This is a genomic window from Vibrio sp. QJM3NY_26 (assembly GCF_057786005.1).
In genome coordinates this window covers 2,901,393-2,914,043 of sequence record NZ_CM173515.1, presented here as the reverse complement: position 1 = coordinate 2,914,043, position 12,651 = coordinate 2,901,393, and the positions used below count along the sequence as shown (strand labels likewise).

Sequence of the window (12,651 nt, the reverse complement as noted above, 5' to 3'; positions counted from 1 at the left end):
CCATGGAAGGATTGATGACCTTATGGTCTGAAACAGGGATTGCTAACTTTGAGTTCGGCCAGATTTGTATGATGCTGGTCGGTTGCTTATTGTTGTTTTTGGCAATTCGTAAAGGGTTTGAACCGTTACTTTTATTACCGATTGGTTTTGGTGCTGTATTAGCAAATATTCCAAATGCTGGGTTTACTGATCCCGGTGGTTTGCTTTACTACGTTTACTACATTGGTATTGAAACGGGTATTTTCCCACTGCTGATCTTTATGGGTGTTGGTGCAATGACGGACTTCGGTGCGTTGATTGCTAACCCTAAAACGTTATGGCTAGGGGCTGCGGCTCAGTTTGGTATCTTCGCAACGCTATTTGGTGCGATCTTGCTGAACTATGTTCCAGGAATGGAATTCTCAATGGCAGATGCTTCGTCAATTGCGATCATTGGTGGTGCCGATGGCCCAACCGCGATCTTCTTGGCGAGTAAGTTATCTCCTGACCTACTAGGTGCCATTGCAGTTGCGGCTTACAGCTACATGGCTTTAGTTCCTATTATTCAGCCACCTATCATGAAAGCGCTAACGACGCCGGAAGAACGCAAGATTAAGATGGCGCAGTTACGTCACGTTAGTAAAGCCGAGAAGATCCTTTTCCCGCTTGCTGTACTACTGATGACGATTCTGTTCCTACCTTCAGCAACACCTCTAGTAGGTATGTTCTGCTTGGGTAACTTAATGCGTGAAGCGGGTGTGGTTGATCGCCTTTCAAAAACAGCTCAAAACGAATTGATTAACGTCGTAACTATTTTCCTAGGCCTAGGTGTTGGTTCTAAGCTTCAAGCGGACACGTTCTTGAACTTAGAGACGCTGGGTATTTTAGGTTTAGGTGCGGTGGCGTTCAGTATTGGTACGGCGGGTGGCGTGTTAATGGCGAAGTTGCTTAATCGCTTCTCTAAAGAAGACATCAACCCATTGATTGGCGCGGCCGGTGTATCAGCGGTTCCGATGGCGGCTCGTGTTGTAAACAAGGTTGGTCTTGAGGCAAACCCTCAAAACTTCTTGTTGATGCATGCGATGGGCCCGAACGTGGCAGGTGTACTTGGTAGTGCGGTTGCGGCGGGTATTCTATTAGCTCTAGTGGGTTAGTAGGTCACGTATCGTTACGTTAATTGGTCGTCAATTTACGAATGAGCGGTTAACTTAGCCTTATTAAATGGTTTATAGTCAAAGGGATGCTTTCGCATCCCTTTCTTTTTATCAATTAGGGTGCTTGCTCATTAGGGCTTTTATCAATCAAGGAAATGTGGAAATGGAAAATAAACAGATAGCGATTACTCAATTCGGCGGTGTCGAAAACCTCAGTATTCAAACCCGTGCTATTCCTGAGCCTAAGGCTGGAGAAGTGGTGGTTAAAGTTTCCTTTTCGGGCATTAATCCGATTGATGTTAAAACCCGTGCAGGTCTAGGTTGGGCTGCAGCCCAGAATAAAGATAACCTGCCTTGGGTTCCAGGTTATGACATTTCAGGGCAAATTGTCACCCTAGGCGAACAGGCAGAGCGTTTTACTGTTGGTGATAACGTTGCCGGCTTTATTGGTTTCCCACTGCAAGGTGGCGGTTACAGCCAATATGTGTGTGTCCCAGAAGCGGCATTAAGCATGGTTCCTGATTCGGTGACTCTAGAAGCGGCTGCGGCATTACCATTAGCCAGTCAAACAGCAGCCCAAGCGCTCAACAAAGCTGAAGTGAAAGAGGGCGATCGCGTACTTATCTTGGCGGGCGCAGGCGGCGTTGGTCATCTAGCGGTTCAAATCGCCGTGGCAGCGAAAGCCGAGGTTTACACAACTTGTAGTGAAGCGAATCTTGATTACTTAGCAACGTTAGGCGCTCATGCGATTAACTATAAATTTGCGCCAGCATCGGAAAGAGTCTCTGATGTCGATGTGCTGATTGATTTGGTTGGTGGCGATACCGCTCTCGATGCGTTGAAGTGCCTAAAAGATGGCGCAAGAGTGGTGACAGTCCCAACTTTATCTGCTGAATTGATCTGCGAAAAAGCAACATTATTAGGCTTTACTGCATCAGGCATGCTGGTTGAACCAAACCCAGAGCAAATGGACACTATGTTGTACATGGTCAGTGTCGGATTGCTCAAAACAGAAATTCAAGGTATCTACCAGTTAGACGAAGCGCAGTCAGCTCATTTACAGGTTGAAACCGGACATACCAGAGGCAAGGTACTACTTAAAATGCAAGAAGGTTGATATGCAGTGCTAGAGTTTTTTAATTCTCTGTTTGAAAACATAGCGCTGTGGTTCTCTGACTCGGCGCTGTGGGTACTCTTTATTAGTGGCTTCTTGAGTGCCACATTATTGCCCGGGGGATCAGAAGCGAGCCTTGTGGCAGCCTTGAGCTTAGATCAGTTCTCAACATCATCGATCATTTTGCTGGCGACACTTGGTAATACCTTAGGTGGCCTGACCAACTATTGGATTGGTTTGTGGTTGCCTAATCGAACTCAATCTGAAAAGCATGGTCATAAGGCTATGGCTTGGCTGAGCCGTTATGGTTACTGGACATTGTTATTCAGTTGGTTACCCATCATTGGTGATCCTTTATGTCTGGCTGCGGGTTGGCTGAGAATGAAATTTATCCCTAGCGTTATTTTGATAGCGATTGGCAAAGCCGCTCGCTACAGCTTACTTGCTGCTATCTACTTCGGTTTTTTCTAAGGAGAACCTATGAAAAAGGTTTTACTTGGTACATTTTCTCTTATCGCCATTGCTGGCTGTTCTTACAATGTACCTAGCTCAACACCCTTCTTTTCCTCGTTACCGGAAGGCGTCACTCTGTTAGAAGAGGTTAAGCCTTCTAAAGATAAAGTCGTGATTCCTTATGCGAAGTATCAGCTTGAAAACGGCTTGACCGTTATTCTTTCTCCTGATGATTCTGATCCACTTGTTCATGTTGATGTGACCTATCATGTGGGTTCTGCTCGTGAACAGATTGGCAAATCAGGCTTTGCTCACTTCTTTGAACACATGATGTTCCAAGGCTCTGAGAACGTCGGTGATCAACAGCACTTCAAGATCATCACCGAAGCGGGTGGTTCGTTAAATGGCACCACCAACCGTGACCGAACTAATTACTTTGAAACCGTTCCATCTAATCAACTTGAGAAAATGCTGTGGTTGGAATCAGACCGCATGGGCTTCTTGTTGGATGCCGTTTCTCAGAAGAAATTTGAAGTTCAAAGAGGCACCGTTAAGAACGAGCGAGCTCAAAGCTACGAAAACCGTCCTTATGGCTTAATGTGGGAACGCATGGGTGAAGCGCTTTACCCTGAAGGTCACCCGTACTCGTGGCAACCAATTGGTTATGTGGAAGACTTAGACCGTGTGGATGTGAATGATCTTAAAGCCTTCTTCCTACGCTGGTATGGCCCAAACAATGCCGTGTTAACGATCGGTGGTGATATCGACGTTGATGACACGCTAGAGTGGGTTAACAAGTACTTTGGCCCTATCCCTCAAGGACCTGAAGTTAAGGCGGCAGAGAAGCAACCTGCAGTGCTGACTGAAGATAAGTACATCACCTTAAAAGATAATATTCGTCAGCCGATGGTGCTTGTTGGTTGGCCAACAACGTATCGTGGTGAAGAGACGCAGGCTTCATTGAATGCACTGTCCAATGTGTTAGGTTCTGGCACCAACAGTTACCTGTATCAAAACCTCGTAAAAACGCAAAAAGCGGTGAGCGCAGGATCTTTCCATGATTGTGCTGAGCTTGCATGTACCATGTATGTGTATGCGATGGGTAATTCAGGTGAAAAAGGCGATTTGACGGTTCTAAACAAAGAGCTGATGGATACCTTAGATCAATTCTCGAAAGAGGGCGTTGAACAAGAGCGTTTAGATCAGATCACTGGTATGGCAGAAGCGGATGCAGTTTTTGCACTACAAAGTGTTAAAGGTAAGGTTTCACAGCTTGCGTCTAACCAAACCTTCTATGGTCAGCCGGATCGCATTGAATCGCAACTCGATCAAATTCGAGCGGTTACTCCAGAAAGCGTAAGCAAGGCATACCAAGATTTCATCGAAGGCAAGCACAAGGTTACGTTGAGTGTGGTTCCTAAGACAAAACTCGACTTAGCGGTTCGTGAGGCTACCTTTACCACACCTGCACGTACCCTTCCTGAATACAGCAAGGTGACGGAAGACCAACTGGATTTCAGAAAGGCGCCAAACACATTTGATCGCAGCGTGATGCCAGAAGTGAACTTTGGTGTTGAAGCGACCATGCCTGAGTTGTACCGCATGCACTTTGCGAACGGCACTGACTTGATTGGTACCGTGACCAGTGAAACGCCGACAGTACAGCTGCAAATTCAACTGCCTGCAGGCGAACGCTATGTTCGTAAAGGTCAAGAAGGCTTAGCGAACCTAACGGCTTCGATGATGGAAGAGGGGTCGACTAAACGAACGGTTGAAGAACTACAGGCGACCTTAGATAAGCTTGGCAGTAGCGTTAGCATTGGCGCAGGCAGTTATACCACGGATATCTCGGTTTCAACGCTAGAGAAAAACCTGCCTCAAACCTTAGCGATCGTACAAGAGGTTCTGTTTGAGCCTAAGTTTGATGAGCAAGACTTTGAACGTGTTAAGAAGCAGATGCTTGAAGGTGTTGTCTATCAGCATCAACAACCAAGCTGGATGGCTTCTCAAGCAACCCGTGAAGTGCTATTTGGCGACAGTATTTTTGCTCGAGCAAGCGATGGCACCAAGGCGTCTCTATCGGAGCTAACCTTAGATGATGTGAAAAAATTCTATGCACAACACTACACACCGGAAGGTGCCAATATTGTTGTTGTGGGAGACATCTCGAAGAAAGAGGTGGGGAAACAGCTACAATTCTTTGAACAGTGGCAAGGCGATGCGGCACCACTAACGCGTCCTCAGATCATCAAAGAGCTTTCAGGACAGCATCTGTATTTAGTTGATAAACCGGGTGCGCCGCAAAGTATTGTTCGTTTAGTGCGTAAAGGTTTACCTTTCGACGCGACTGGTGAGTTGTATTTGAGCCAGCTAGCCAACTTTAACTTAGCCGGTAACTTCAATAGCCGCATTAACCAAAACTTACGTGAAGACAAGGCGTACACTTACGGTGCAAGCGGTTACTTCGCGAGTACTCGTGAAACTGGTGCGGTAGTATTTAGTGCTCAAGTGAGAGCAAATGCGACGGTTCCATCGATTCAAGAGTTTATCGCCGAGCTAAATGAATTTAGTCAGAGTGGATTAACTGACGAAGAGGTGAAATTTATGCGCCTTGCCGTCGGTCAACAAGATGCGCTTAAATACGAAACGCCAAGTCAAAAGGCTGGATTGTTGAGTAATATTGTTGCATTGAGCCTTGATGAAGATTACCTACAACAGCGTAATCAGATAGTTGAAACGGTTTCAAAAGAGACCTTAAACGAGCTATCGAAGAAATGGTTTGACCCGAATGATTATCAAATAATTGTTGTTGGCGACGCGACTTCGCTTCGTCCTCAACTAGAAAAGTTAGATATTCCAATAGAAGAGCTTGAAATCATTCGTTAGAGTACACATTAAAGGGGGAGGGAAAAGACTCTATTTTCCTCCTCCAACCTAATTTATGATAGTTCTAATCAGAACGATATAAGATAAGTGAACTGAATTTTGACTGATTTTGCTGCGCGACTAAAGCAAGTTGCAACCAACCCTAAGACCTTCTCTCAATTTGGTCGTGGTGTTGAAAGGGAAACGTTACGCTACACGGAAGATGGGCATCTTGCTACTGGGCCGCACCCTAAGGCTTTGGGATCTGCGTTGATGAACGGATGGGTAACGACCGATTTTTCCGAGTCGCTACTGGAGTTTATTACGCCTGTTTCTAACGACGTTCCGACTCTTTTGAATCAGTTGTCTGATATCCATCACTTCACACAAACCAAGTTAGATGGCGAAAAGATGTGGCCGCTTTCTATGCCTTGTTACGTAGGCAGTGAAGATTACATTCAGCTAGCGCAATACGGCACCTCTAACAACGGCAAAATGAAGACGCTATATCGTGAAGGCCTAAAGCGCCGTTACGGTAGCCTGATGCAGATTATTTCTGGTGTTCACTTCAACTTCTCTTTCCCAGAAAGTTTTTGGGATAGCCTGTTTGGAGAGCAAACAGAAGAAGCGCGTTGTGAAGCTAAGTCAGATGCGTACTTTGGTTTGATTCGTAATTATTACCGTTTTGGTTGGTTAATCCCATATTTCTTCGGTGCTTCACCTGCACTATGTCCTTCTTTCATCAAAGGAAGAGAGACAAAGTTACCTTTTGAGAAGGTTGGCGAGACACTGTATCTGCCAAAAGCAACGGCACTTCGCCTGAGTGATCTTGGCTACACCAATAGTGCTCAAAGCGTATTAAAGATTGGCTTCAACAGCCTAGACCAGTACCTTGAAGGTTTGAACCAAGCGATTCGCACGCCATCAGAAGAGTTTGCTGAGATTGGCACTAAGGTTGATGGTGAATACCGTCAATTGAATAGTAACGTTCTTCAAATCGAGAACGAGCTTTATGCGCCAATTCGTCCTAAGCGCGTGGCGAAAAGTGGTGAAAAACCATCGGAAGCACTGGCTCGTGCTGGTGTTGAGTACATTGAGGTTCGTTCTTTGGACGTAAACCCATTCAGCTCAATTGGTATCAATGAGCAACAAGTTCGCTTCCTCGATCTATTCTTAACTTGGAGTGTTCTATCTGACTCTGCTGAGATGGATAACTGCGAACTTGAATGCTGGCGCGATAACTGGAACAAGGTGATCTTAGAAGGTCGTCAGGTTGGTTTAGAACTCAAGATTGGTTGTGATGGCGAGAGACTGTCTCTGCAAGATTGGGCTAAACGCGTATTCAAAGATCTTCGTGTTATCGCTGAGTTGATGGATGCTGAGCAAGGTGGTCGTGCATACCAAGAAACGTGCGATACGCTTGAAACTTGGATCGATAACCCAGAGCTGACTATTTCTGGCCAGTTGCTAGAAGAGACCAAAAAATTAGGTGGCTTGGGTAAAGTAGGTTGTGCGTTAGGAAAAACGTACGCTCAGCAACACAAAGCACACCAATATAAAGTTTACTCAGCTGAGTTGATGGAAGCGGAAGTTCAACGCTCTGTGATTGCTCAGCAACAAAGTGAAGAAGCAAGCACTCAAGATTTTGACAGCTTCTTAACGGATTATTTTTCGTATTTAAAAGCATAGCGAGACTTTGGTGGAAAGGAAGCAAGCCTTATTAGGCCAGCCTAAACGCGTAAGTGGAAAATGGTTGCCAGTAGTGACTGTTGGTGTTGTCTCTAGCCTATTGGTTGGATGTGCCACGCCACCGCCAAAGCAGCAAGATAACTTGTGTAGCATCTTCAGAGAACACCCGTCGTGGTATGAAGATGCTCTCGATATGCAAGAAGAGTGGGGCACGCCGATCAACGTAGCGATGGCTTTTGTGAAACAAGAGAGTAGCTATCGTCATGATGCGCGCCCGCCTAAAGATTACATTCTTGGCTTTATTCCGTGGGGACGCGTGAGTAGTGCCTACGGTTATGCACAAGCTCAAGACCCTGCTTGGGAAGACTTCCAAAAGGCGACCAATAACGGTGGCTCAAGAACCAACTTTGATGATGCATTGATGTTCATCGGTTGGTACACCAGCGAGACGCGTCGTCAGCTTGGTATTTCACTATGGGATCCGTATAACCAGTATTTGGCTTATCATGAAGGTCGTGGTGGTTATAAGCGTAAGTCATACAATAGCAAACCATCATTGATTAAGGTGGCGCGCAAAGTCGAACAGCAAGCAAAAGATTATGGATGGCAGCTTAAACAGTGTCGTAAAGAACTAGAAGACAATAGAAGTTGGTTTTTCTAAAGCCAACCGTCACGGAGAAGAGCAATGCCTTTATTAGATAGTTTCACTGTTGATCACACGCGTATGAACGCACCTGCAGTTCGTGTAGCTAAAACAATGCAAACCCCAAAAGGGGATACCATCACTGTGTTTGACCTGCGTTTTACTGCGCCAAACAAAGACATTCTATCTGAGAAAGGTATCCATACTCTAGAGCACCTATACGCAGGATTTATGCGTAATCAATTGAACGGTTCGGATGTGGAGATCATTGATATTTCACCGATGGGCTGTCGTACTGGTTTCTACATGAGCCTAATTGGTACGCCTTCAGAGCAGCAAGTGGCAGACGGTTGGTTGGCTGCAATGCAAGATGTGCTGAAAGTTGAGAATCAAAATAAGATCCCTGAGCTGAACGAGTATCAATGTGGTACTGCGGCAATGCATTCTTTGGATGAAGCTAAAGATATCGCTAATGCGATAATTGCTGCTGGTATCTCTGTAAACAAAAATGATGAACTGGCATTGCCTGAGTCTATGCTGCAAGAGCTTAAAATCGACTAATCACTTTTCTTCACTCTAGATGCTTTTCACTTTAGAAGCGCTTCACTCTAGATACATTTCACTCTAGAGACAGAGCGAGTTAGATACTAAAAGGCCCGGTTCAATGAACCGGGCCTTTTTCGTCAACGTATTTTAGAGCTAAGCAGTTGTCGCATGTGAGCTTGTGATTACTCACTTAGTTATCCTAGTCCAGCAAACCACTTTTATCCGTTAACGATCTGCGGGAACACGCGAACGAGCTTGATACGGTTCTCTTCGAGTTCAACAATTTCCATTGGATGACTCGCAACCTGAACACTCAAGTGACTTTCTGGAATGTCTTCAAGGTGTTCCAGTATTAAACCATTAAGTGTTCTTGGGCCATTTGTAGGCAGTGTCCACTGCAAGCCTTTGTTTATGTCACGGATATTGGCGCTGCCTTCAATCAAGAAGCTGCCATCGCTTTGCGGTGTGATCTCTTCAGATAAGCTTGGTGCAATTGAGGTCGTAAACTCACCAACGATTTCTTCTAGAATATCTTCAAGGGTAACCAAGCCGTTGATATCGCCATACTCATCCACAATCAAACCGATGCGCTGTTTATTGCGCTGAAACTTAAGTAGTTGGATATTGAGTGGTGTCGCTTCAGGAATAAAGTAGATCTCATCCGCAGCACGCAACAGTGTCTCTTTATTGAATTCGTTCTTTTCAAGCATCAAGCGGTAAGCTTCTCGTAACCTAAGCATGCCAACCACTTCATCTATCTGGTCACGATATAACACAATACGCCCATGAGGGGAGTGAGTTAATTGGCGAACGATAGATTTCCAGTCATCATTGATGTCGATGCCAGTGATTTCATTTCGAGGCACCATGATGTCGTTCACGGTCACGTGTTCTAAATCTAAAATAGATACCAACATATCTTGGTGGCGTTGAGGTATTAGGCTTCCCGCTTCATTTACCACGGTTCTCAGCTCTTCAGAGCTTAAGTGGTCGGTCGCATCGTGGCGGGCTTTGACACCTAAGATACGAATAAAACCGTTGGTAATGAAGTTCACCAATATCACCAATGGTGACAGTACCTTCATCAGTATGATCAAAAGGATACTACTGGCGTAAGAGACACGCTCTGGAAACAGAGAAGCGATGGTTTTTGGGGTTACCTCGGCAAACACTAGGATCACGAGAGTCAGGACACCGGTAGCAATCGCTACACCGATATCCCCGTAGATGCGCATACCAAGAATAGTCGCGATCGCAGACGCAAGAATGTTGACGAGATTGTTGCCGATGAGAATGAGGCCGATCAATCTGTCTGGGCGGTTCAGAAGTTTTTCTACGCGTTTGGCACCTTTATGACCCGTATTGGCCAAGTGCTTTAAACGGTAGCGGTTCAAGGACATCATGCCCGTTTCGGAACCAGAGAAATAACCAGAAATTACAATGAGACACGCGAGTAGCGCAAATAAGATACCCGTTGATATGTCGTCCAAAACTATTCTTTTCCTATTTGTGTATCTTGATTAATTTATGACCGAACATGGTCGAGATGTCAATTGAATCTAACGGACTCAATATTTTAAAGGCAAGGTGTGTGAGACATTGCCTTCATTTTACAGACTAATTCAGGATGATTTCCTGAACGAAGCGGCTACCGAAGTAGGCTAATGTGAGCATGCTGGCACCGGCAAGTGCGAACCAAGTGACTTTTTGTCCACGCCAACCTTTCTGATAGTGACCCCATAGAAGGATGGAGTAGATAACCCAAGCAATAAAAGACAATACAGCCTTGTGTGCTTTTCCTTGAGCAAACATATCTTGTACGAAGATAAGGCCAGTCAATAAAGTACCTGTTAATAAGCCATTACCGATCAGAATGATCTTGAAAAGCTGTCTTTCCACCATCATTAAAGGAGGTAGGTTAGGGTTTATCACTAACGCTTTTTTCTTTTTAAGTTTGTGATCTAGCCACGCAAGTTGTAGGGCGTATAGCGCACCGATAGTCAACGTCGCGTATGAGAACAAAGCCAAAGAGATGTGCAGTAGCAGCTTTGGGTCATTCTCTAGATGTTTAATGAACGTGCTTGAAAGAAAAGTGGCAGCCATCAGATTTAGAGCAGCGAAGCTATAAACAACCGGCAAGATGAACCACAAACGGGTTTTGAGCATCGCACCGCTCATGACCAAAGAGATGATTAAACTGATCAATGAAGCAACGTTCAAGATACTGAGGTTTTGGCCACTGGCATTAAAAATTAAATCGCCAAGCAACCAAGCATGGAAAGCTAAAGCAAGTAATGCGCTGATAAACACCGTTTTTACACGGATTCCTGTTTGGTGCACGAGACCTGGAATGATCGTGGAAATCGCCATTGTATAAAGAAAGGCTGCTGCGATCGCAATAAGACTGTCCATGGTATCCATTTAAATGATTACTAATTGGCGAATTATACCTCGCATCGCTCTTTGGGGCTATGGTGAACCTCATTCAATTCCAAGTGAATAATGTCTCACATCACAAGCGTGGATGATTAACGCTCTACAACGGGTATGACTCTAATCCGCGCTAATGTATACTCACAGTAATAGTCGCAGTTTTGAGCGAAGAGAAAACTATGTTTGATAATTTAACGGATCGTCTATCCAAAACGCTGAAGAACATCAGCGGTAAAGGTCGTCTGACCGAAGACAATATAAAAGAGACGCTGCGTGAAGTACGTATGGCGCTACTTGAAGCCGACGTTGCACTGCCCGTTGTCCGCGATTTTGTTAAGCGCGTAAAAGAAGGCGCTGTGGGTGTTGAGGTTTCTAAATCTCTAACACCTGGTCAAGAATTCATTAAGATCGTTCAAGCTGAGCTTGAAGCGGTGATGGGTGAGTCTAACGAGGCTCTTGACCTAGCAGCACAGCCGCCAGCTGTTATTTTAATGGCAGGTCTACAAGGTGCGGGTAAAACCACATCGGTAGGTAAGCTATCTAAGCTCCTGACTGAGCGTGACAAGAAGAAAGTTTTGGTGGTGTCTGCCGACGTTTACCGTCCAGCGGCAATCAAACAGCTTGAAACGTTAGCAAGCGATGTTGGCGTCGACTTCTTCCCATCTTCAGCTGATCAAAAGCCTCTTGATATTGCAAACGCTGCAATCGACCATGCGAAGAAGAAATTCTACGACGTGCTAATTGTCGATACTGCTGGTCGTTTGGCTATCGATGAAGAGATGATGGGCGAGATCAAAGAGCTTCATACTGCCATTAAACCAGTAGAGACTCTGTTCGTTGTTGATGCAATGACTGGTCAAGATGCTGCGAACACTGCAAAAGCTTTTGGTGATACGCTACCACTAACCGGTGTTATCTTGACGAAAGTTGATGGTGATGCGCGAGGTGGTGCTGCACTGTCTGTTCGTCATATCACTGGCAAGCCGATTAAATTCTTAGGTGTTGGTGAAAAGACTGACGCACTAGAACCATTCCACCCAGATCGTGTTGCTTCTCGTATCTTAGGTATGGGCGACGTACTGTCTCTTATTGAAGACCTACAGAAAAACGTTGATACCGAGAAAGCAGAGAAACTGGCTAAGAAGTTCAAAGAGAAGAAAGGCTTTGACCTTGAAGACTTCCGTGAGCAGCTTGGTCAGATGAAAAACATGGGCGGCATGATGGGCATGATGGATAAGCTTCCAGGTATGTCTCAGCTACCAGACAACGTTAAAGATAAAGTTGATGACAAGATGTTCAAGCAAATGGAAGCGATCATCAACTCTATGACAATGAAAGAGCGTCAGCGTCCAGACCTAATCAAAGGCTCACGCAAAAAGCGTATTGCTGCAGGTTCTGGTACGCAGGTACAAGATGTAAACCGTATGCTTAAACAGTTCACTCAAATGCAGAAGATGATGAAGAAAATGCAGAAAGGTGGAATGAAAGGCATGATGCGCAACATGCAAGGCATGATGGGCGGCGGTGGAGGTATGGGCGGAATGGGTGGTGGTTTTAACCCGTTTGGTCGATAATCTACAAATGTAAGCTTTAGCTACGTTACTTTTCATAGTGTTAGCCGTGTCACAGAAAGTGTCCGGTTGCTATGTTGGTGAAAAAATAGCTAAAGCCCTTGCATTGCACCGGAATAAGAGTAAAATTCCGGGGCTTTAATTTGGCACGAGACCCCAAGCTATTTACTTATACTTGGGGTTAATTATTTTATTAAGAAAGCA

10 protein-coding genes are annotated in these 12,651 nt (G+C 45.2%); 8 read left to right on the top strand and 2 right to left on the bottom strand.

Features of this window, described 5'->3' with window-relative positions:
• The first annotated feature begins 2 nt into the window (after positions 1-2).
• The 7 genes from AC3CH4_RS12770 to luxS all read left to right on the top strand — a co-directional run bounded on the left by AC3CH4_RS12770 (position 3) and on the right by luxS (position 8,458).
• The gene (locus AC3CH4_RS12770; RefSeq protein WP_237291064.1) at positions 3-1,133 is read left to right on the top strand and encodes a sodium ion-translocating decarboxylase subunit beta; all 1,131 of its coding nucleotides are present in this window, start codon (positions 3-5) and stop codon (positions 1,131-1,133) included.
• Positions 1,134-1,296: 163 nt separating this feature from the next.
• Positions 1,297-2,250 carry an NADP-dependent oxidoreductase gene (locus tag AC3CH4_RS12765; protein WP_004735496.1) on the top strand — a complete coding sequence of 318 codons (954 nt, stop codon included), beginning with the start codon at positions 1,297-1,299 and terminating at the stop codon, positions 2,248-2,250.
• 6 nt (positions 2,251-2,256) lie between these two features.
• A complete protein-coding gene (locus tag AC3CH4_RS12760; RefSeq protein WP_004735497.1) occupies positions 2,257-2,718 on the top strand; it encodes a YqaA family protein in 462 nt (153 codons plus the stop codon).
• A 9-nt stretch (positions 2,719-2,727) separates the two neighbouring features.
• Complete coding sequence (locus tag AC3CH4_RS12755) at positions 2,728-5,586, top strand: M16 family metallopeptidase (protein ID WP_488543033.1); 2,859 nt, start codon at positions 2,728-2,730, stop codon at positions 5,584-5,586.
• Positions 5,587-5,685: 99 nt separating this feature from the next.
• On the top strand, positions 5,686-7,254 hold the full coding sequence (gene gshA / locus AC3CH4_RS12750) for a glutamate--cysteine ligase (protein WP_029222726.1): 1,569 nt from the start codon (positions 5,686-5,688) through the stop codon (positions 7,252-7,254).
• Positions 7,255-7,264: 10 nt separating this feature from the next.
• On the top strand, positions 7,265-7,915 hold the full coding sequence (locus tag AC3CH4_RS12745; protein WP_004735500.1) for a transglycosylase SLT domain-containing protein: 651 nt from the start codon (positions 7,265-7,267) through the stop codon (positions 7,913-7,915).
• 24 nt (positions 7,916-7,939) lie between these two features.
• Entirely contained in the window at positions 7,940-8,458 is a 519-nt protein-coding gene (gene luxS / locus AC3CH4_RS12740) for an S-ribosylhomocysteine lyase (RefSeq protein WP_017079953.1), read from the top strand.
• A gap of 203 nt (positions 8,459-8,661) precedes the next feature.
• On the opposite strand, the gene AC3CH4_RS12735 is transcribed toward luxS, so the two are convergent.
• Both AC3CH4_RS12735 and AC3CH4_RS12730 read right to left on the bottom strand, forming a co-directional pair.
• The gene (locus AC3CH4_RS12735) at positions 8,662-9,933 is read right to left on the bottom strand and encodes an HlyC/CorC family transporter (RefSeq protein WP_054541869.1); all 1,272 of its coding nucleotides are present in this window, start codon (positions 9,931-9,933) and stop codon (positions 8,662-8,664) included.
• A 127-nt stretch (positions 9,934-10,060) separates the two neighbouring features.
• Entirely contained in the window at positions 10,061-10,855 is a 795-nt protein-coding gene (locus tag AC3CH4_RS12730) for a cytochrome C assembly family protein (RefSeq protein WP_017079954.1), read from the bottom strand.
• A 200-nt stretch (positions 10,856-11,055) separates the two neighbouring features.
• On the opposite strand from AC3CH4_RS12730, the gene ffh reads away from it, so the two are divergent.
• Entirely contained in the window at positions 11,056-12,450 is a 1,395-nt protein-coding gene (gene ffh, locus AC3CH4_RS12725; protein ID WP_004735506.1) for a signal recognition particle protein, read from the top strand.
• Positions 12,451-12,651: the final 201 nt, after the last annotated feature.

Coding starts and splice junctions, on each gene's coding strand:
- AC3CH4_RS12755 (WP_488543033.1), top strand. CDS start 2,728: ATGAAAAAGGTTTTACTTGGTACATTTTCTCTTATCGCCATTGCTGGC.
- ffh (WP_004735506.1), top strand. CDS start 11,056: ATGTTTGATAATTTAACGGATCGTCTATCCAAAACGCTGAAGAACATC.
- AC3CH4_RS12730 (WP_017079954.1), bottom strand. CDS start 10,855: ATGGACAGTCTTATTGCGATCGCAGCAGCCTTTCTTTATACAATGGCG.
- luxS (WP_017079953.1), top strand. CDS start 7,940: ATGCCTTTATTAGATAGTTTCACTGTTGATCACACGCGTATGAACGCA.
- AC3CH4_RS12765 (WP_004735496.1), top strand. CDS start 1,297: ATGGAAAATAAACAGATAGCGATTACTCAATTCGGCGGTGTCGAAAAC.
- AC3CH4_RS12770 (WP_237291064.1), top strand. CDS start 3: ATGGAAGGATTGATGACCTTATGGTCTGAAACAGGGATTGCTAACTTT.